The sequence below is a fragment of the Pseudomonas brassicacearum genome (genome assembly GCF_003732265.1).
In the GTDB taxonomy this organism is placed as follows: Bacteria; Pseudomonadota; Gammaproteobacteria; order Pseudomonadales; family Pseudomonadaceae; genus Aquipseudomonas; species Aquipseudomonas brassicacearum_D.
In genome coordinates, this window is record NZ_MOBK01000008.1 from 185,071 (window position 1) to 206,019 (window position 20,949).

Annotated in this window: 19 protein-coding genes; 10 read left to right on the top strand and 9 right to left on the bottom strand. The window is 59.4% G+C overall.

What is annotated here, in order from left to right; all coding sequences use genetic code 11:
- The first annotated feature begins 56 nt into the window (after nt 1-56).
- Entirely contained in the window at nt 57-572 is a 516-nt protein-coding gene (locus BK660_RS21860) for a hypothetical protein (protein ID WP_123435048.1), read from the top strand.
- A 135-nt stretch (nt 573-707) separates the two neighbouring features.
- Entirely contained in the window at nt 708-1,412 is a 705-nt protein-coding gene (locus BK660_RS21865; RefSeq protein WP_123435049.1) for a hypothetical protein, read from the top strand.
- A gap of 55 nt (nt 1,413-1,467) precedes the next feature.
- Here the strand turns inward: BK660_RS21865 and BK660_RS21870 are convergent, their stop codons facing one another.
- Nucleotides 1,468-1,962 carry a RidA family protein gene (locus BK660_RS21870; RefSeq protein WP_123435050.1) on the bottom strand — a complete coding sequence of 165 codons (495 nt, stop codon included), beginning with the start codon at nt 1,960-1,962 and terminating at the stop codon, nt 1,468-1,470.
- 121 nt (nt 1,963-2,083) lie between these two features.
- Here BK660_RS21870 and BK660_RS21875 point away from each other — a divergent pair, with 121 nt between their 5' ends.
- Nucleotides 2,084-3,493 carry an aminotransferase-like domain-containing protein gene (locus tag BK660_RS21875; RefSeq protein WP_123435051.1) on the top strand — a complete coding sequence of 470 codons (1,410 nt, stop codon included), beginning with the start codon at nt 2,084-2,086 and terminating at the stop codon, nt 3,491-3,493.
- A 195-nt stretch (nt 3,494-3,688) separates the two neighbouring features.
- On the opposite strand, the gene cyoE is transcribed toward BK660_RS21875, so the two are convergent.
- From cyoE to hmpA, 7 genes are all read right to left on the bottom strand, one after another.
- On the bottom strand, nt 3,689-4,576 hold the full coding sequence (gene cyoE, locus BK660_RS21880; RefSeq protein WP_123435052.1) for a heme o synthase: 888 nt from the start codon (nt 4,574-4,576) through the stop codon (nt 3,689-3,691).
- A gap of 11 nt (nt 4,577-4,587) precedes the next feature.
- Nucleotides 4,588-4,929 (bottom strand): cytochrome o ubiquinol oxidase subunit IV, encoded by a 342-nt coding sequence (gene cyoD, locus BK660_RS21885; protein WP_027922712.1) that lies wholly within the window; start codon nt 4,927-4,929, stop codon nt 4,588-4,590.
- Nucleotides 4,929-5,555, bottom strand: coding sequence for a cytochrome o ubiquinol oxidase subunit III (locus BK660_RS21890; RefSeq protein ID WP_123435053.1), 627 nt, complete (start codon nt 5,553-5,555; stop codon nt 4,929-4,931). The genes cyoD and BK660_RS21890 overlap by 1 nt, the downstream gene beginning before the upstream one ends.
- Nucleotides 5,556-5,558: 3 nt before the next feature.
- Nucleotides 5,559-7,589, bottom strand: a complete 2,031-nt coding sequence (gene cyoB / locus BK660_RS21895; RefSeq protein ID WP_123435054.1) for a cytochrome o ubiquinol oxidase subunit I — start codon at nt 7,587-7,589, stop codon at nt 5,559-5,561.
- 3 nt (nt 7,590-7,592) lie between these two features.
- Nucleotides 7,593-8,537, bottom strand: coding sequence for a ubiquinol oxidase subunit II (gene cyoA / locus BK660_RS21900; RefSeq protein WP_123435055.1), 945 nt, complete (start codon nt 8,535-8,537; stop codon nt 7,593-7,595).
- Between the two features lie 817 nt (nt 8,538-9,354).
- Nucleotides 9,355-9,864, bottom strand: a complete 510-nt coding sequence (locus BK660_RS21910; protein WP_123435056.1) for a disulfide bond formation protein B — start codon at nt 9,862-9,864, stop codon at nt 9,355-9,357.
- A 288-nt stretch (nt 9,865-10,152) separates the two neighbouring features.
- Nucleotides 10,153-11,334, bottom strand: coding sequence for an NO-inducible flavohemoprotein (gene hmpA / locus BK660_RS21915; protein WP_123435057.1), 1,182 nt, complete (start codon nt 11,332-11,334; stop codon nt 10,153-10,155).
- Nucleotides 11,335-11,482: 148 nt separating this feature from the next.
- Here hmpA and norR point away from each other — a divergent pair, with 148 nt between their 5' ends.
- The 5 genes from norR (at nt 11,483) to BK660_RS21940 (ending at nt 16,022) form a co-directional block, all read left to right on the top strand.
- A complete protein-coding gene (gene norR / locus BK660_RS21920; RefSeq protein WP_123435058.1) occupies nt 11,483-13,033 on the top strand; it encodes a nitric oxide reductase transcriptional regulator NorR in 1,551 nt (516 codons plus the stop codon).
- A gap of 288 nt (nt 13,034-13,321) precedes the next feature.
- The gene (locus BK660_RS21925) at nt 13,322-14,224 is read left to right on the top strand and encodes a chemotaxis protein CheV (RefSeq protein WP_123435059.1); all 903 of its coding nucleotides are present in this window, start codon (nt 13,322-13,324) and stop codon (nt 14,222-14,224) included.
- Between the two features lie 27 nt (nt 14,225-14,251).
- On the top strand, nt 14,252-14,710 hold the full coding sequence (locus BK660_RS21930) for a GNAT family N-acetyltransferase (RefSeq protein WP_123435158.1): 459 nt from the start codon (nt 14,252-14,254) through the stop codon (nt 14,708-14,710).
- Between the two features lie 152 nt (nt 14,711-14,862).
- Nucleotides 14,863-15,189, top strand: coding sequence for a hypothetical protein (locus BK660_RS21935; protein ID WP_123435060.1), 327 nt, complete (start codon nt 14,863-14,865; stop codon nt 15,187-15,189).
- Between the two features lie 83 nt (nt 15,190-15,272).
- Nucleotides 15,273-16,022, top strand: coding sequence for a YkgJ family cysteine cluster protein (locus BK660_RS21940; protein ID WP_123435061.1), 750 nt, complete (start codon nt 15,273-15,275; stop codon nt 16,020-16,022).
- 155 nt (nt 16,023-16,177) lie between these two features.
- On the opposite strand, the gene BK660_RS21945 is transcribed toward BK660_RS21940, so the two are convergent.
- On the bottom strand, nt 16,178-16,435 hold the full coding sequence (locus tag BK660_RS21945; RefSeq protein WP_007943495.1) for a hypothetical protein: 258 nt from the start codon (nt 16,433-16,435) through the stop codon (nt 16,178-16,180).
- A 254-nt stretch (nt 16,436-16,689) separates the two neighbouring features.
- Here BK660_RS21945 and BK660_RS21950 point away from each other — a divergent pair, with 254 nt between their 5' ends.
- Both BK660_RS21950 and BK660_RS21955 read left to right on the top strand, forming a co-directional pair.
- Nucleotides 16,690-17,850: an efflux RND transporter periplasmic adaptor subunit gene (locus BK660_RS21950; protein WP_123435062.1), complete on the top strand. Its 1,161-nt coding sequence runs from the start codon at nt 16,690-16,692 to the stop codon at nt 17,848-17,850.
- Complete coding sequence (locus BK660_RS21955) at nt 17,847-20,948, top strand: multidrug efflux RND transporter permease subunit (RefSeq protein ID WP_123435063.1); 3,102 nt, start codon at nt 17,847-17,849, stop codon at nt 20,946-20,948. Before BK660_RS21950 ends, BK660_RS21955 begins: the two co-directional genes overlap by 4 nt.
- The last annotated feature ends 1 nt before the right edge of the window (nt 20,949 follow it).

Genomic DNA, 20,949 nt, shown 5'->3' on the forward strand with positions numbered 1-20,949 from the left:
ACCTTCCGACAACGGCTATTATCCCGGCACTTGTTTTTCGGCATGGACGCTGCGTGATGCTCAACACCTTGCAACACACCCCGCTGTGGGTTTATGCGGTATTCCTGGTGCTCTGCTACTACGGAATCAAAGCGCTATCGCCGACTGAGGAAAGCAAAACCTCGCTACGGGTGACTCCGCCGATCTTGCTCGGCTGGTCGCTCTACTCACTGAACCTGTCGTTGAACCCCACCGCCTCCCTCGGTTGCTGGTTGATCGCCGTTGTTCTGGGAGGACTGGCCGCGTTGGTGATTTTCCAAAGCAAGTCTCTCGAACTCAATAAGCCGAAAACCGGACTGGTCGTACCGGGAACAGCGAAAACCCTGGTGCTCTATCTGCTGTTTTTCGCCGCGAACTACTACTTCGGCTACCAGGATGATGTTCATCCGGAACAGGCCGCCACGCTTGAGATGTTACTGCTCAAGGCCTCCGCTTCCGGGTTTGTCTGCGGATTGATCAGTGGTCGATCATTGACGTTTTATCGGGTGCTGTCAGCGCTTCAGTCACAACGACCGCAAATGGCCATCGACTGATGCCTTCTCGCAAAAATCATGACCAACCGCCTGTTCATCCGTGACAACTCAGCGTGGGTCCAATAGATTAGGCGACCTGAAAAGGCCCTGTGCTTTCTCGCCTCAATTCAAGTTAAAAGAAGTAGTGAAATTTCAATGTCCGATTCCAACACCGCTGAATCCGTAGTCACCCTGTCGTCCAAAGCGGAATACGAAAACTCCATCAATCTTTCACAGCATGTGCCTCAGGCCAAGACCATCAGCGAGATGGTCCTGGACGCTTTTCAATCCACCCGGGAAAGCGACCAGATCCGCGAACTGCGCACCGCGATTCGCCAGGCACATGACAGCTTCGACGACGATAAAGCCTATGAACTGATGGGCGAACTCAAGCAACTCAAGGACGCGGAAGCGGCCGACATTGCCGCTCTCGAAGACCTAGGCAGCAAATTCCCGATCAGCCGGATTCTCTCCAACTTCAAGGATGACCCGGCGTTTCAGGAAATCGTCTACGGCTTGGCGCTAAAAGTGTTGAACCAGACTCACCAGGCCATCAGCAACCCGAGCAGTGGCAAGAGCAAAGTGGCTCGCGCCAAGAAAGACCTCGAGGTGTTCACCATCAGCAAGGACGGCATAAACGTCACCCTGCCACTGCGCACCCCGCGTTCAAGCCTGAACGTTGACCGCAAAGCGCTGGAGTTCCTCGGCTTTACCTTCGTCGGCGAAGGCGAAGACGCAGTGATTGAAAGCGAGACGTTCCTCGATAACGCCGGCGTGGAACAAGCGGTCAACCGCAAGAACATCATCACCGCATTGCAACAACAAACCGCGTTCGACGGCTACAGCATCGCCGCGCAGTAACACGCTTTACCCGGAGCCCCGCCCTTGCAGCGGGGCTTTTTATTGCCTGAAAAAATCAGGAAATCGAAGGATGCAGCGCCGCGATCATGTCCACTTCCACCGGCGCGTTTTTCGGCAACTGGTAAACACCCACCGTCGTCCGTGTATGTTTGCCGGCCTCGCCCAACACATGGGTGAAGACATCCGATGCACCGTTGGCCACCTCACTGAGGTCGACGAAATCGAACGTGGATTTCACATAAACGGTGACACGAAGCAGGGCCTTGACGTTATCCAGTGAACCGACGGCCTCGCGGATCAATGCCAGACCGCGTATCGCGCTGATGCTCGCGGCCTCTTGGGCATCGGCCAGATTGAGCTCCAGGCCCACCCGGCCCGGGTACTGAATTTTGCCGTTCATGCGCGGCACCAGGCCACTGACATACAGCTCATCGTCATGCCGAAGCAGTGGCGCGTAATGCCCCCCGGCCGCGTTCTCGTCGTAGATATCGAAGCCGTGCTCTTTCGCCATCTCGAGGAAACGTTCGTCGCGGGTTGTTTGCCTAATCATCTACTGAGTCCTCTTGATCCACCATGCATACGCGATTTTGATGGTAGTGACAGACGCTTCTCTTGATCAGGGCAAGTTCGTATAGAATCCAGCGAACTTTACTGCCAGGGAGACCAGTAAAATGCAGGCTCAGCGCGCTGTGATCGCCGCCATCGAGTTCCAGCCGGGAGTGCCGCTTGTGCAGCAGATTGTCGATCAGCTGTCCGAGGCCATCAGCCAGGGAGGCCTGCCGCACGGGGCCAAGTTGCCGCCGATTCGCGAACTCTCCGAGTTGATGAACGTCGGAAAATCCACCGTAGTCGACGCCCTCGACCGATTGCGGGCCAAGGGGCTGGTGGTCTCACGCCAGGGCTCGGGGCATTACGTCCACCGGGCAGGTACTCAGCCCCCAACCGCTGCTGCCCCGGACCTGCAACCGCAAGACACCCTCAGCCGTGTCCGCCGTGCGATTCTTGTGGATAACGGCGCGCTGCGTCCCGGTTGTGGATTTCTGCCCGGCTCATGGTTGCCCGCCGAAGATCTGCTCAAAGCCGTGCGCGGCACCCTTCGTGCGACATCACTGCGCATGGGCGAATACGGTGAGGTCGGTGGTTATCGGCCGCTGCGCGAGGCATTGCGCGTAAAACTGTCGACCGTCGGCATCGAAGTGCCTGTGGAACAAATCATCACCACGGCCAACACCATGCAGGCCATCGACCAACTGATGCGCCTGCTGATAAAACCCGGCGATACGGTGCTGCTCGACGATCCGTGCTACTTCAACCTGCACACCAATCTGGCGTTGCACGGCGCCAAGGTCATCACCGTTCCCCGCGATTGCACCGGGCTGGATCTGGAGACGTTCGAGCGCATGCTGATCGCCCATCGCCCCGTGCTCTACATGACCAACAGCACCCTGCATAACCCGACCGGGCACTCGTTTTCGGCGGCGCAGGTGTATCGCCTGCTGGAGTTGAGTCACCGCTACGGTTTCCACATTGTTGAAGATGACCTGTACGGCGATCTCCAGCAACGACGCACCCCGCGCCTGGCCGCCAGCGGGCTGGACAATGTCAGTTACGTGTCCGGGTTCTCCAAGACCCTGACGGCCAACAGCCGGGTCAGCTACGCCGTGTTGTCACCACAACTGGCGGCCAGAATGATCAACCTGAAGATGAGCATCGGTGGCGTGACCTCGGAATTGGCGGAACAGATCACCTGCACCATGCTCAGCAACGGCAGCTACGCCAAGCACATCCGGCGCACGGTGGATCGCTTGTATGAATCGAGCAGTCGTGTGGCGCGCTGGCTGGCGGAGGCTGGGTGCTCGGTGTCGTCGGTGCCGGGCGAGGGGTTGTTTATCTGGGCTCGTTTACCGAACGGATTGCATGCCGAAACCCTTGCTGACAAAGGCCTCAAGAATGACCTGGTGCTGGCACCGGGGGCCATGTTGAGTAAAGCGGCCGACGCCAATAGTTTTCTGCGCTTCAATGTTGCGCATAGCGATGATCCGCAGGTGCGCGAGCGGTTTTTCCGGTTGCTGGATACCTGAGTTTTTTTGATAAACCGAGGTGCGGCTTTCGCGAGCAAGCCCGCTCCCACATTTGACCGCATTCAAACTGGAGAAACCCGGTCAAATGTGGGAGCGGGCTTGCTCGCGAAGGGGCAACTCGGTCCAAAAGAAAGCCCCAACAAAAAGCCCCGCACTTCTCTCGAAGGCGGGGCTTTTGTTCTCAACATCCGACGCTTAAGGCGCGTACGTCAGCAGCAGCTCGCTCGGCACTTTGAAGTCCAGGGACATCATCACGCTCAACGCGGTAATGGTGAAGATCGAAAACACGAACAGCTTGCGTGCCCAGACCGTGTCATCCACTGCCTTGTAACCGGTCCAGGCCATGTACAACCAGTACATGCCCATGGCCGCGGCGACGGCGAGGTAGCTCATGCCGGCGTAGCCACTGAAGGTCAGCATCAAGGTCGCCACGAGGAAGGCCAGGATGTAGATCAGGATGTGCTTCTTGGCCACCTGGATTCCGCGCTTCACTGGCAGCACCGGGATCGATGCGGCCAGGTAATCGTTGAAGCGGAAAATCGCGATGGCGTAGGAATGCGGCATCTGCCACAGGCTGAACATCACCAGCAACGTCAGTGCGGCCATGTCGAAGCTGTTGGTCACAGCGACGTAGCCAATCACCGGCGGCATGGCGCCCGACAGACTGCCCACCAGCGTGCCGTGAACCGACTTGCGCTTGAGATACAGGCTGTAGAAGCCGACGTAGATGACAAAACCGATCACCGCGAACAAAGCGGCCAACGGGTTAGCCACCTTGTACAACAACGCAACGCCGGCAACACCCAGGACGGTCGCAAAGGCCAGGGCCAGTTTCAGGGAGATCAAGCCCTGCACCAGCACCCGGTTCTTGGTGCGTTCCATCTTCAGGTCGATGTCGCGGTCGATGCAGTTGTTGAACACGCAACCGGAAGCCACCACCAGGGACGTGCCGATCATGGCGGCCAGGAAGATGGCCAGATCGACATGCCCTTTCGAGGCCAGGAAAAATCCGCCCGCCACAGAAAGCACGTTACCGAAAATGATCCCCGGTTTGGTGATTTGGATAAAGTGCTTAAAGGACATCCGGACTTTCCTCAGTGCGCCATCATGACGGTGTGGATGCTGAACATGATCCACAGCGACAGACCTACCAACAGGACGATTACCAAGGCAGCGAAGACAAACGCGATCACGTTGTTACGCTGGGCAGCGGAGCGGTCCAGGTGGAGGAAGTACACCAGGTGCACGAGCACCTGGATGACTGCGAAGGCCAGTACGATCCACAGGGTCATGGCTTTCGGCAGCGACGGGTACATCACCAGGCCGAAAGGAATGATCGTCAGGATCACCGACAGGATGAAGCCAATGGCGTACGACTTGACGCTGCCGTGGCTGTCGTCGTGGCCGTGGCCATCGTGGGAGTGTGCGTTAGCCATTACAGGGTCCCCATCAGGTAAACAACGGTGAATACGCAGATCCACACCACGTCCAGGAAGTGCCAGAACAGGCTCAGGCAGCTCAGACGGGTCTTGTTGGTCGCCGTCAGGCCGTTTTTCTGGACCTGATACATCATGATCGCCATCCAGATCAGACCGCTGGTCACGTGCAGACCGTGGGTGCCGACCAGGGTGAAGAACCCGGAGAGGAAGCCGCTGCGGTTAGGACCGTAGCCTTCGGAGATCAGCATGTGGAACTCGTTGATCTCCATGCCGATGAAGCCCAGGCCGAACAGGAAGGTGATGGCCAGCCAGCCCAGTACCGCCTTCTTGTTGCCCTTGAACAACGCCAGCATGGCGAAGCCGTAGGTGATCGAACTGAGCAACAGGCAGGCGGTTTCGCCCAGCACGTATGGCAGCTCGAAGATGTCGTGGCCCGACGGGCCACCCGCTACGTTGTTAACCAGTACCGCGTACACCGCGAAGATCGACGCAAACAGAATGCAGTCGGTCATCAGGTAGAGCCAGAAACCGAATACGGTCATCTCGCCCGAGTCGTGGTGATGGTCATCGTGCCCATGTCCATCGACATGGGTGTGTCCAGCATTGGTCACTAAGTTCGACATGGTTTAAGCCTGTTCCAACGAGGTTTCAACACGGGTGGCAGTGGCCGGGATTTTCCCTGCGGCTACCAGACGTTTGCGCTGCTCGGCTTCGGTGCGCTCGATCACGTCGACCGGCACCATGTAGCCCTGGTCATCACGGGCAGCGTGGATCACGAAGTAGATCACGGCGCCGGCGAGGCCGAAGATGGCCATCCACCAGATGTGCCAGATCATCGCGAAACCGAACACGGTCAACAGAGCACCCATGACCAGGCCGGTCGCGGTGTTGTTTGGCATGTGGATCGGCTCGTACTTGACCGGAGTCTGGTACGCAGTACCGTCTTCCTTGGCTTCAGTGAACGGGTCGATGCAGTCGGCTTTCGGCAGTACGGCAAAGTTGTAGAACGGTGGTGGCGACGAGGTCGACCATTCCAGCGTGTGGGCATTCCACGGGTCACCGTGTTCGCACATGTTTTCCGGCTTGTTACGGTCACGAACACTGACGTACAGCTGGATCAACTGGCAGGCAATACCGCAGGCGATCATGACCGCACCGAACATGGCAACGTACAGGTACGGCACCCACTCAGGGTTGGTGGTGGCGTTCAGACGACGGGTCATGCCCATGAAGCCCAGTGCATAGAGCGGCATGAACGCGACGAAGAAGCCCGAGATCCAGAACCAGAACGCTGCCTTGCCCCAACCTTCGTGCAGCTTGAAGCCGAACGCTTTAGGGAAGTAGAAGCCGAAACCAGCGATGTAGCCGAACACGGCGCCGCCGATGATCACGTTGTGGAAGTGAGCAATTACAAACAGGCTGTTGTGCAGGACGAAGTCAGCACCCGGGATGGCCAGCAGTACGCCGGTCATGCCGCCGATCGCGAAGGTCACCATGAAGCCCAGGGTCCACAGAACCTGGCTGGTCATGCGCAGACGGCCCTGGTAGATGGTGAACAGCCAGTTGAATAGCTTCACCCCCGTCGGGATCGAGATTAGCATCGTCGCCAGACCGAAGAAGGCGTTGACGTTGGCACCCGAACCCATGGTGAAGAAGTGGTGCAGCCAAACCATGAAGCCCAGGATCGAGATCGCGCCCGAGGCGTAGATCATCGAGTGGTGGCCGAACAGTTTCTTGCCGGAGAACGCCGAGATGACTTCGGAGAAGATCCCGAACGCCGGCAGAATCAGGATGTAAACCTCGGGGTGACCCCACGCCCAGAACAGGTTGACGTACATCATCGGATTGCCACCAAGTTCATTGGTGAAAATGTGGAAATCCATGTAACGGTCAAGCGTCAGCAGTGCCAGGGTAGCGGTCAGGATCGGGAAGGAAGCGACGATCAGTACGTTGGCCCAGGTGCAGGTCCAGGTGAAGATCGGCATGTCCATCAGTTTCATGCCCGGGGTACGCATTTTCAGCACGGTGGCCAGAAAGTTGACCCCGGTCAGCGTCGTACCTAGCCCGGATAGCTGTAGCGCCCAGATGTAGTAGTCCACACCCACGCCAGGGCTGTAGCCCAGTTCCGACAGCGGTGGATACGCAACCCAACCGGTACGGGCGAATTCGCCGACACCCAGGGACACGTTCACCAGCACGACGCCAGACATCAGCAGCCAGAAGCTCAGGGAGTTCAGGAACGGGTAGGCAACGTCACGCGCGCCGATCTGCAGCGGCACTGCAAGGTTCATCAGGCCGGTGAAGAATGGCATCGCCATGAAGATGATCATGATCACACCGTGAGCGGTGAAGATCTGGTCATAGTGTTCAGGCGGCAGGTAGCCGGGCGAACCTTCGGTGGACAGGGCCAACTGGGTACGCATCATGATGGCGTCGGCAAAACCGCGCAGCAGCATGACCATGGCGACGATGATGTACATCACGCCGATTTTCTTGTGGTCGACCGAAGTCAGCCACTCGGACCACAGGTAGGTCCACTTCTTGAAATAGGTGATTGCAGCGAACACGCCCAGACCGCCGAGCGCGATCATGGCGATGGTCACCATCACGATCGGTTCGTGGAACGGGACCGCTTCCCAACTTAATTTACCAAACATCGTTTACTCCTCTGCCCCGGCAGCTGAATGCGAACTCATGTCCATCCCTTCCATCTGGGCCACTTCTTTCTCTTTCTTCTCGTGGTCCACTTTCGGACCTGCTTTCATGCCTTCGTACTTGTCGACGATGGTCTGGAACAGGTTCGGCGTGAACGAGGAGTAGAGCGCTACTGGATTGTTCTGGCTTGGTTTGGAAAGGGCTTCGTATTCAGCTTTTTCAAGCTGTTTAGGTGCCTTCTTGACATCACTGACCCAGGCATCGAAGTCCGCCTGAGAGGTGGCGATTGCTTTGAACTTCATGCCGGTGAAACCCGCGCCGCTGTAGTTGGCGGAGATCCCGTCGAATTCAGCATTCTGGTTGGCGATCAGGTGCAGCTTGGTCTGCATGCCCGCCATCGCGTAGATCTGACCGCCCAGGCCCGGAATGAAGAACGAGTTCATCACGGTGTCGGAAGTGATCTGGAAGTTGATCGGCGTGTTGGCCGGGAAGACGATCTTGTTGACCGTGGCAATCCCTTGTTCCGGATAGATGAACAGCCATTTCCAGTCCATCGATACCACTTGAATGGTGATCGGCTTGACGTCGGATTCCAGTGGCTTGTACGGGTCCAGAGCGTGGGTCGACTTGTAGGTGACATAACCCAGGGCAATGATGATCAGCACTGGAATGGCCCACACCGCGATTTCAATCTTGGTGGAGTGCGACCACTTCGGCGTGTACACGGCGTCGGTGTTGGAGGCGCGATATTTCCAGGCGAACAGGAAGGTCATGACGATGACCGGTACCACGACAAGAAGCATCAGCAGCGTTGCGGTGATGATCAGGTTTCGCTCGTCCAGGCCAACCTGGCCCTTGGGATCGAGCAAGGTCATGTTGCAGCCTGACAGCAACAATGTGCCAATCAGCGGCAATAAGCCTAGTAGTCTGGGGTACCTGTTTTTACTCATCTCACGACCTCTAAAGCAGCTTGCGCAATGCAGTTGGGTTTTGATCGCCAACACTTCACCCTGCCAAGGGTTGGCATTTTTCTTGGATTGAATAAGGGCCGCCCGTCGCGCGTCAGACGCTGCTCGACAAATCCTGGGACAGCGGTAAGTTCTTATTCGAATTCGTGGTCAAAGGCCTTGTTACAGACCAATTCCATTTGGTGCGGATAGTTGGAAGGCTCCGACACCTGGGAGTCGCATGAGGCGTTCAAGCCTCTCGACGCCCTACTTTCTGCTCATGCTGAGCAGTGCCGGGAATTCAGTGCGGGCGATTGTAGATATGTAACGATTCATAAACCATGTCTCATCCCGAAATAATTTTTATCCATTCCAGCAACAATCATTAACGGATTTCGCAAAAGTCCGGCATGGTATCGAAATCGATTCTCAACAAAAACACCAAAATTAGTAGGTCTACCTTGCGCAGTTCAGACAGCTTCGAGGCGACTGCGCCCTCCCCCGACACTGCTCAACCCCCTATGAGACAAGGGCTAGGGCAATTCGCCAGGCCCTGTTAAAACTGCCTGTTCCAGCATTTCCTGGTTCAGATGATGAGACGCCGCAACAGACCAATTTTGTTGCCCGGCCCCATGCCAATTCAGCCCCTTGAAATGCCTTGCGACACTCGCGCTGTGACAACATGTCGCACACGTGTCGCACCCTTGCTTGCCGCACATCACGGTCTCGTCACCCGGCCTCTGAAAATGCAAAACGCCCCGGCCCCCTCAACGAGGGCCGGGGCGTTTTCATGGATGACGCAGCGGTGCGGCGAACCGCCTCAGCGCAGCGCTTTACGGTTACGCGAAGTGAGCAGCGGCACCAGAATCACGATCAGCACGAACGCTACCAGCGCCCACTGCGCCAGCGACAGACCGAGGATCGGCGGGTACGGCGTGGAGCAGAAGCCATCCACCTGGAAACCCAGCGGGAAGATCTTCGCCAGCGGCAGACCATCGACAATCGGCTGCAGCACATCGATGCCGCAACTGACTGCAGGGTAGAACTGGGTGTAGACGTGATGCCCGGCCACCGCTGTGCCTGCCAAGGCACTGATGACCACCAGCGTCTCGAACACGGTAATGCTGCGACGGGTGCGCGTGGCCGCGCCGATGAAGGCAAACACCGCGATAAACAACAACGCGTAGCGCTGGAGAATGCACAGCGGGCATGGCGCCTCGCCCAACACAATTTGCATGTACAGCGCGCCGCCGATCAGCGCCAGGCAGATGATGCCCAGTAACACCAGATAGCGCCGTTCGCGCCCCAATCGCATTGTTTCCTCGCTCATCGCGTTTCCCTTTTAGATAGCAGTTGCCGCCAGTCTACACGCAGGCTCGCAGGTTTAAGAGCCTGGCGCGTGCCGGTGGATTTGGGGGAATAAACGATAAGCCGGTTAAGAAGGGATTAACTTTTCTAACAGTCTTCAAGAATTGAGACCGAGGTGCGGCCATTCGCGAGCAAGCCCGCTCCCACATTAGATTGTGTCGTACACAAGTTTTGTGTCCGACCCGGTCAAGTGTGGGAGCGGGCTTGCTCGCGAAGCAGGCGACTCGGTCTCCCGAGTCGCACCACTGAATTACTCCAACGCCGAAGCCGGCCCGAAGAACTCATAACGGCTCTGCTTCTCCGGAACCCCCAACGCCTTCAGGTGACGCTTGATCGCCGCCATGAACCCTTTCGGCCCCAGGAAGTAAGCATCCAGGTCGCGCTGCTCAGGCAGCCACTCGCCCAGTTGCTCCCGACTCAACAACCCGACCTTGTCCGCTGCCGGACTCACACCGTCATCTTCGGCGTAGCAATAGAAGCGCTTGAGTTGCGGATGACGCTCAGCCATCCCATCGATCCAGTCACGGAAGGCATGCACGCTGCCGTTGCGCGCGCAGTGGATGAAATGCACCGGGCGCTCGGTGGCCAGCGCGGCTTCGAGCATCGCCAGTGTCGGCGTGATGCCGACACCGCCGCTGATCAGCACCAGCGGCTTATCACTGGCCGTCAGGGTGAATTCGCCCGATGGCGGGAACAGCTGGATGCTCGCCCCGACATGCAGTTGATCGTGCAAGTGGTTGGACGCCCGCCCACCGGTTTCACGCTTGACGCTGATGCGGTACTCGCCTTTGTTTGCCAGCGCCGACAGCGAGTAGTTACGACGGATCTCTTCGCCGTCGAGGATCAGTTTCATGCCGATGTACTGGCCAGGCTCTGCCTCCAGAATCGGGCCTTTGTCGGCAGGTTCGAAGTAGAACGAGGTGATTTCCGCGCTTTCCTCAACCTTGGCCGTGACGATGAATTCCCGTGCACCGCGCCAGCCGCCGGGCGCCTGTTCTTTCTGATCGTAGATGCTGGTTTCGGCACCGATCAGAATCTCGGCGAGTTGCCCGTAAGCAGCGCCCCAGGCCGCAATGACTTCCGGGGTGGCGATTTCTTCGCCCAGCACTTCGGCGATGGCACGCAGCAGGCAGGTGCCGACAATCGGGTAGTGTTCCGGCAGGATCTGCAGGGCCACGTGCTTGTTGATGATCTTGGCCACCAGGTCGCCCAACTGGTCGAGCTGGTCGATGTGTCGCGCGTACATCAACACACCGTTGGCCAGCGCGCGCGGCTGATCACCGCTGGCCTGGTGGGCCTGGTTGAACAGCGGGCGGACTTCCGGGTATTCGGAGAGCATCATGCGGTAGAAGTGAGTAATCAGCGCTTCGCCGCCGCTTTCCAGCAACGGTACGGTGGATTTGACGATGGCACGGTCTTGAACGCTCAGCATAAGGACGACTCCGGAGCTTGATGTGTATTTCCTTAGCCTTATCAGTTTCTGTGCCAAGTAGTAAAACTATACAAATCAACAACTTAAAAACAACGTAGTCATATCGACACAGGCTGATTTATAGTCATGTCGACTACACGGAGTCACTATGACTGCAAAATCCCTGCTCACCGCCCTGCTGCCACTGGTTTCTGATCTGTCCCGCGAACTGCCCGAAGGCGAGCGCTATCGACGCTTGCTCGAAGCCATGCGCGCCCTGCTCCCCTGCGATGCCGCGGCCCTGCTGCGCCTTGATGGCGAATGGTTGGTGCCATTGGCCGTCGACGGCTTGAGCACCGACACCCTGGGCCGGCGCTTCAAAATCAGCGAGCACCCGCGCTTCGAGGCCTTGCTCAGCAGCCACGGCCCGACCCGCTTCGCCGCTGACAGCGACTTGCCCGACCCTTACGACGGACTGGTCGAGGGTCTCGACGATCATCTGGAAGTCCACGACTGCATGGGTTGCCCGCTGTTTATCGACGAGCGCCCATGGGGCTTATTGACCCTCGATGCCCTCGATCCGGAACAATTCGAACCGATCGAACTGGACGCCCTGCAAGCCTTTGCCAGCCTCGCGGCGGCCACGGTCAACGCCGCCGAGCGCATCGAGCGCCTGGCCAATCGCGCCGAAGACGAACACCAGCGCGCCGAGGTTTACCGCCAGGCCAGCGGCCAACAGAACCGCGAGATGATCGGCCAGAGCAAGTCCCACAAACGCTTGGTGGAAGAGATCAACCTGGTGGGCGGCAGCGACCTGACCGTGCTGATCACCGGCGAAACCGGGGTCGGCAAAGAGCTGGTCGCGCAGGCGATTCACGCAGCCTCTGCCCGAGCTGACAAACCGATCATCAGCCTCAACTGCGCGGCGCTGCCGGACACTTTGGTCGAGAGCGAGTTGTTTGGTCACGTGCGCGGCGCGTTCACCGGCGCGATGAATGATCGTCGCGGCAAGTTTGAACTGGCCAATGGCGGCACGCTGTTTCTCGATGAAGTCGGTGAGCTGTCACTGACGGTGCAAGCCAAGTTGCTGCGCGTCCTGCAAAGCGGTCAGTTGCAGCGCCTCGGCTCGGACAAGGAACACACGGTGGACGTGCGCCTGATCGCGGCGACCAACCGTGATCTGGCCGAAGAAGTGCGCAACGGTCGCTACCGTGCCGACTTCTACCATCGCTTGAGCGTTTACCCGTTGCTGGTCCCGGCACTGCGCGATCGCGGGCGGGATGTATTGCTGCTCAGCGGCTTCTTCCTGGAGCAAAATCGCTCACGCATGGGCCTCAACAGCCTGCGTTTGAACAGCGACGCCCAGGCCGCCTTGCTAGCCTACAACTGGCCGGGGAATGTGCGGGAGCTGGAGCATTTGATCGGTCGCAGCGCGCTTAAAGCACTGGGCAATTGCAAGGAGCGACCGAAGATTCTGAGCTTGAGTGCGGCGGATCTGGATTTGCCTACTGGCAGTATTGAGGTGCTTACCGAACAACCAGCCGTCAGCCCTGTGACTTTGGTAGCCGGTGATCTGCGTGAAGCCACCGAGAGTTATCAGCGGCAATTGATCAGCGCTTGCCTGGAGCGGCACCACAACAACTGGGCCAGCGCGGCGCGTGAGCTGGGTCTGGACCGGGCGAATCTTGGGCGCATGGCCAAGCGATTGGGGATGAAATAATCTAATTATTAAGGTCAATGAAACCTTGTGGCGAGGGGGCTTGCCCCCGTTCGGCCGCGAAGCGGTCGTGAGACAAGCGACCAGGTCTTTCCGGGAAAAGCTGGGAGTGCTTCGCACTCCAACGGGGGCAAGCCCCCTCGCCACAGGCAAGCTCCCTCGCCACAGGGTTCACCGCTTGGCTGACGGCAGGGAATGTTTCTAAAGCCTGCCCGCTACAAGTCGATAACCCGACATCGATAGTATTTGGCAATCCCGCGATCGCCCATCACCTTTTTCCAGAAGGTACATATGTCTTCCAACAAAGCCCGCGCAGATTCACTTTCGCTTTTGCTGTTTACCTTGCGCAGCGGCAAGCTGATGGCGATCAACCTGCTCAAAGTCAGCGAAATCATTCCCTGCCCGCCGCTGACCCGGCTGCCGGAGTCGCATCCCCACGTCAAAGGCATCGCCACCCTGCGCGGTGCTTCGTTGTCGGTGATCGACCTGAGCCGTGCCATTGGCGAGCGCCCGCTGGAAGACCCGAACGGTGGCTGCCTGATCGTCACTGACGTCAGTCGCTCCAAGCAGGGCCTGCATGTTCAGGCCGTGAGCAAGATCGTCCACTGCCTGACCACCGACATCCGTCCGCCACCCTTTGGTTCCGGTGGCGTGCGTTCGTACATCACTGGCGTGACCTCGGTCGACGGCACGCTGGTGCAAGTGCTGGACATCGAAAAAGTCATCCACGGCATCGCCCCGGCACAGATCGAAACGGCCCCGACCGAACTGAGCATGGAAGACGCCGAAGTCCTGGGCAGCGCGCGCATTCTGGTGGTCGATGACAGCCAGGTCGCCCTGCAACAATCCGTGCACACCCTGCGCAACCTCGGCCTGCAATGCCATACCGCCCGCAGCGCCAAGGAAGCCATCGACTGCCTGCTCGACCTGCAAGGCACGGCCCAGCAGATCAACCTGATCGTCTCGGACATCGAAATGTCGGAGATGGACGGCTACGCCTTCACCCGCACCCTGCGCGAAACCCCGGACTTCTCGCACCTGTACGTGCTGCTGCACACCTCCCTGGACAGTGCGATGAACAGCGAAAAAGCGCGTCTGGCCGGGGCTAACGCGGTGCTGACCAAGTTCTCTTCGCCAGAACTGACCCGGTGCCTGATCGAAGCGGCCAAAGCCGTCGCCGAACAAGGTCACTGAGTCATGGCCGAAGGCTTTTGCTTGCTGATGCGGCGCAACCTTGCCGAGGCTGTGCCCGCAATCACGTGGCCGGTCGGCATTGAATTGATCCAGTACCGTCCCGAAGTCGCCCAGGCGGTCCATCACGTGATGGAGCTGGGTCATCTTGAAGGCGGTGGCCGCGTACCGGAATTGGCGATCTGGCAGCGGCGTTTTGAAACCGATCCTGAATATGACCCAACGCTTTGCTTCATCGCTCAAGATGCCGAAGGGATCGTCGGCGTCGCGCAGTGCTGGACCAGCGCCTATATCAAAAAGCTGATGGTGCACCCACGGGCGCAGCGACGCGGGATTGGCCGCGCTTTACTGCTTCACGCATTCAAGGTGTTTCAGGATCGCCGGGAAGGCTTTGTGGATTTGAAGGTATTGGAAGACAACCTCCGGGCGCAGCGGCTGTACGAAAGCGCCGGAATGTATGTTGTCCGCCGGGAACCGGTTCCCGCCTGACCCACCGCCTTCGCGAGCAGGCTCGCTCCCACACTTGATCTGCGAAAAACATAGACCCCCTGTGGGAGCGAGCCTGCTCGCGAAGGGGCCAGCATTAACAATATCAACCCTTCAGGCATACTCGGCTTATCAAGCCAACGGATGCCCGAACAATGAAAGCCGCCACCCTGACCTTCCTCTGCCTCACCGCCCTCGCCTCCCAGGCCCACGCCTCCAGCCCCGACGCCTGGGCCGCCTACGACAAAGCAGTCCTCACCAGCTGCACCAAAGCCAGCGGCCTGAAAAACGCCAAGCCCGTCGGCAACCCTGCGCAATTCGATGACCGGGTCGACTACACCGCCCTCCTGCTGCAAGGCCAATACCCGCAAAAACACATGAAAGGCCAGCAAGGCACCGAGCTGTGCCTCTACAACAAGAAGACCAAAACCGCCTACGTGACCGAATGGGACTCCGTTCGCCCGACCGCCAAGGCCCAGTGAATGGCGCATAACTTGCTTCATCGCTGAGCAATGCGGTGACATTCTGTCGCCGTTTCTTGCCCTCACATGCGACCCGGCGATCAATGAATACAAGGTTTTCCTGCGTAGGTTGCGGCAAGTGCTGCAATGACCACCACGTCCCTCTGACCTTGGCGGAAGCCCGCATGTGGGCGGCCGATGGCGGTCAAGTGATCGTGCTGGTCGAGGGCTTTCTGGGTAACGGCCTGGGCCTGCCGGTGCAGCAACGCGAACACGCCGAACGCCGTTCGGTGGTGGTTCGAAGCGGCACGTCCGAGGCGTACGTGGCGATCACCTTTGCCGCCTATAACGTCGGTCCCTGCCGGAATCTTGACGAAGACGATCGCTGCAGCATCTACGAGCGCCGACCGCTGGTGTGCCGCATCTACCCTGCGGAAATCAACCCGCACATCCCGCTGAACACAGCGACCAAGGATTGCCCGCCCGAATCATGGGAACAGGGCCCGGACCTGATCATCGGCGGTCAATGGGTCGATCAGGAGCTGGCGGAGTTGATCCAGCGTTCTCGCCAGGCGGATCGCGATGACGTTCAGGCCAAGGACGCGATTTGCAGGATGTTGGGGATTCGCACGACTGCGCTGAAGGGTGACGGGTTTACCGCTTATCTGCCGGACATGAACGCGTTTGCCGCGGTTATTGATCAGGTGTCAGCGCAACCACTGGCGGCGCCGGAGGGTGAGTGGCTGTTTCATGTGTCGGGGGATGACGTTGCCGGGCAAGTGCAGGCGGCGGGTGCGCAACTGGTGACTGAAGCGCCGGTGAACTATGCGTTTATTTCGTTGCGGGCGGCTTGATTCAAAATTGATGTCGCCGGGTATGGCCCCTTCGCGAGCAAGCCCGCTCCCACATATGATCTCCATCTGACACAGATTTTGTGTATGTCGACGATCCACTGTGGGAGCGAGCCTGCTCGCGAAAGCGGCAGATCAGGCACCGCAGAAATTAAATCCTAGCGCTTACCCATCGAACGACGCGTACCCGGAGGCGCCGCCCCAGGCGTCTTGGTATGGCCATTCTTCGCGCCATTCTTGTACCAAGGCTGACTGGCGTTCTTCGCGGCCGCCAGATCACCCGGTTTGAACGGGAACTTGAACGCCGGGATGGCGGCTTTGGTTTCGCTGTCTGCGCTGGAGTCGACGCTGTCTGGCAGGTCTGCCTGGTCGTCGCTCAAGGCGTCGGCAACCGGCGGTTGTGTCGGGGAAGTCATGAAAGCTCCGGGTGATGCACATAGAGTCGGGCCCGGTCAGCGAGCCGCGAAAGGCGGCAGTATACCTGTGTCGAGAGCCGCAAGCTTCACACCGCGCGTGAGTCCGTCGGGTTTGTGTTGGCGAACCCTCCGTCACTGAATCTCAAACTGACAGCCCCGTCAGTTAGCAGTCACCTTCCTGACGGGCTGACAGGGTTATAAAGAAGGGTATAAACCTGAAATACCCCAACCTCTCAGCCCGGCGCCCCACTCGCATGCGAATTCAGAAAAAACCCGCCTTGATCGCAGGTCTGCTAATTGCCTTGGCAGCGCTGGGCACCTGGTACCTCGTCAAACCGGCCACGGCCAAGCTCGCTGCCCCGACCGCCATTCCGGTGCGCGTGGTCAACGTCGTGGAGAAAGACGTGCCGCGTTATGTCAGCGGTATCGGGTCGGTGTTGTCCTTGCACAGCGTGGTGGTGCGTCCGCAGATCGACGGCATTCTCACCAAAATCCTGGTCAAGGAAGGCCAACTGGTGAACAAAGGTGACCTGCTGGCCACCATCGACGATCGCTCGATCCGCGCCAACCTCGATCAGGCCCGCGCCCAACTGGGCGAAAGCCAGGCGCAGCTGCAAGTGGCGCAGGTCAACCTCAAGCGCTACAAGTTGCTGACGGTCGACGACGGCGTCTCCAAGCAGACTTACGACCAGCAACAAGCGCTGGTCAATCAACTCAAGGCCACCGCCCAGGGCAACCAGGCTTCGATCGACGCCGCTCAGGTGCAACTCTCCTACACGCAGATTCACTCGCCGGTCACCGGGCGCGTCGGTATTCGTACAGTCGATGAAGGCAACTTCCTGCGCATGACCGACGCCCAGGGCCTGTTCACCGTGACGCAGATCGACCCGATCGCCGTCGAGTTCTCCCTGCCGCAACACATGCTGCCGACCCTGCAAGGGCTGATCGGTGACCCGCAACGCGCCCAAGTGAAAGCCTACATTGGCGCCGACACCGACGGTGAAACCGGCAATCTGCTGGGCGAAGGTCACTTGACCCTGATCGACAACCAGATCAACGCCAACACCGGGACCATCCGCGCCAAGGCCGAATTCAACAACCCCGGGCAGAAACTCTGGCCGGGCCTGCTGGTGACAGTAAAAATTCAGACAGCCTTGGAGAAAGATGCGCTGGTGGTACCGCCCACCGTCGTACAACGGGGCCTCGATCAACACTTCGTGTATCGGGTCAACGGTGACAAAGTGGAAACCGTGACCGTGCAGGTGGTTGCCCAAGGCAGCGGCCAGGACATCATCAAAGGCGTGAAACCGGGGGATGTGCTGGTCAGTGATGGCCAGTCGCGGCTCAAGCCGGGGTCGACCGTGCAGGTCATGACCGATCCGCCACAAGTGGTGCAATCGGAGTCGAAGCCATGAAGGGCCACGGCTCGGTCTCTGCCTGGTGCATCGATCACCCGGTCGCCACCATCCTGCTGACCTTTGCCCTGGTATTGCTCGGCGCCATCGCTTTCCCGCGCCTGCCGATTGCACCGCTGCCGGAAGCCGAATTCCCGACCATTCAGGTGGCCGCGCAATTGCCCGGCGCCAGCCCGGAAACCATGGCGTCGTCAGTGGCCACGCCACTTGAAGTGCAATTCAGCGCCATCCCCGGCGTGACCCAGATGACGTCGAGCAGCGCCTTGGGTTCGACCAACCTGACCCTGCAATTCACCCTCGACAAAAGCATCGACACCGCCGCCCAGGAAGTCCAGGCCGCGATCAACACCGCCGCCGGCAAGCTGCCCAAGGACATGCCGACGCTGCCGACCTGGCGCAAGGTCAACCCGGCCGACAGCCCGGTGCTGATCCTCAGCGTCAACTCCACGCAAATGCCCGGCACTGAACTCAGCGACCTGGTCGAAACCCTGCTCTCGCGTCAGATCAGTCAGATCGATGGCGTAGGCCAAATCAACATCACCGGTCAGCAACGTCCCGCGATTCGCGTGCAAGCCTCGGCGGACAAACTGGCAGCCATCGGCCTGACGCTGGCGGACATTCGTCTGGCGATCCAGAACACCAGCCTCAACCTGGCCAAAGGTGCGCTGTATGGCGAGTCGAGCATTTCTACGCTGTCGACCAACGACCAGTTGTTTCACCCCGAGGAATACAGCCAACTCATCGTTTCCTACAAGGACGGCGCCCCGGTTCACCTGCGTGATGTCGCCAAAGTCGTCAACGGTTCGGAAGATGCCTACGTTCAGGCCTGGGCCGGCGACAGGCCCGGGGTGAACCTGGTGATCTCCCGGCAACCGGGCGCAAACATCGTCGAGACGGTGGATCGTATTCAAGCCGCGCTGCCGGCACTTGAAGCGATGCTCCCCGCCTCAGTGCAAGTCAAGGTACTGGTCGACCGCACCCAGACCATCCGCGCGTCCTTGCATGAAGTGGAAATCACCCTGCTGATCGCGATCATGTTGGTGGTGGCGGTGATGGCGCTGTTCCTGCGCCAATGGTCGGCGACGCTGATCGTGTCCGCAGTATTGGGCGTTTCGCTGATCGCCAGCTTCGCCCTGATGTACATCATGGGTTTCAGCCTGAACAACCTGACCCTGGTGGCGATTGTGGTGGCCGTGGGGTTTGTGGTCGACGATGCGATTGTGGTGGTGGAGAACATTCACCGACACCTTGAGGCCGGCGACGGCATGCGCGAAGCGGCGATCAAGGGCGCGGGCGAGATCGGTTTTACCGTGGTCTCGATCAGTTTCTCGCTGGTGGCGGCGTTCATTCCGCTGCTGTTCATGGGCGGCGTGGTCGGGCGGCTGTTCAAGGAATTCGCCCTGACCGCGACGTCGACGATCATGATTTCGGTGGTGGTGTCGCTGACCCTGGCGCCGACGCTGGCCGCGCTGTTCATGCGTGCGCCGGTGCATCACGCCCACAGCAAACCGACCTTCGGCGAACGCTTGGTGGCGGGTTACGAAAAACTCCTGCGCCGCGCCCTCGCCCATCAGAAATTGATGATCGGGGTATTTGGTCTATCCCTGTGCCTGGCCATCGTCGGTTACATCTTCATTCCGAAAGGTTTCTTCCCGGTGCAGGACACCGGTTTTGTCCTCGGCACCACCGAAGCCGCCGCCGACATTTCCTACGGCGACATGGTGAAAAAACACTTGGCGATGGCCGAAATCGTCGCGGCGGATCCTGCGGTTGCGGCATTTTCCCACTCGGTCGGGGTGTCGGGCAGTAACCAGACCATCGCCAACGGCCGCTTCTGGATTTCCCTGAAAAAACGCGGCGACCGCGACGTCTCGGCCAGTCAGTTCATCGACCGGATTCGCCCGCAATTGATGAAAGTCCCGGGCATTGTGTTGTACCTGCGCGCCGGTCAGGACATCAACCTCAGCTCCGGCCCGAGCCGCGCCCAGTACCAATACGTGCTCAAGAGCAACGACGGCGCGACCCTCAGCACCTGGACCCAGCGCCTCACGGAAAAACTGCGCAGCAACCCGGCGTTCCGCGACATTTCCAACGACCTGCAACTGGGCGGCAGCATCACCCACATCAGCATCGACCGCAGCGCCGCTGCGCGTTTCGGCCTGACCGCCAGTGACGTCGACGAAGCACTGTACGATGCGTTCGGTCAGCGTCAGGTCAACGAATTCCAGACCCAGATCAACCAGTACAACGTGATTCTGGAGCTGGACACCCAGCAACGCGGCAAGGCCGAAAGCCTCAACTACTTCTACTTGCGCTCGCCGCTGAGCGGGGAAATGGTGCCGCTGTCGGCACTGGCCAAATTTGACGCGCCCACGGTCGGTCCGTTGTCCATTGCCCACGACGGCATGTTCCCGGCCGCCAACTTGTCGTTCAACCTCGCGCCCGGCGTGGCGCTGGGCGATGCGGTGATCATGCTCAACCAGGCCAAGGCCGACATCGGCATGCCGGCGGCCATGAGCGGCAACTTCCAGGGCGCAGCCCAGGCGTTCCAGAGTTCGCTAGCCAGCCAGCCGTGGCTGATTCTGGCGGCGCTGGTGGCGGTGTACATCATTCTCGGCGTGCTCTACGAGAGCTTCGTCCATCCGCTGACCATCATCTCGACACTGCCGTCGGCAGGGCTCGGGGCGGTGATCATGCTGTGGATCTGCGGCCAGGACTTTTCGATCATGGCGTTGATCGGGCTGGTGCTGCTGATCGGTATCGTGAAGAAGAACGGCATCCTGATGATCGACTTCGCGCTGGACGCCCAGCGCAACCGTGGCTTGCCGCAGGAAGAGGCGATCTTCCAGGCGTGTATCACGCGGTTCCGGCCAATCATCATGACCACCCTCGCCGCCCTGCTCGGTGCGCTGCCGCTGATGCTCGGCTACGGCACCGGCGCTGAACTGCGCCAGCCACTGGGTATCGCGGTGGTCGGCGGCTTGCTGGTGAGCCAGGCGCTGACGCTGTTCACCACTCCGGTCATATACTTGTGGCTTGAGCGGCTATTCCATCGGCCCAAACCAGCTCCGACACCGGTGCTGGCGACCACAGACTGAG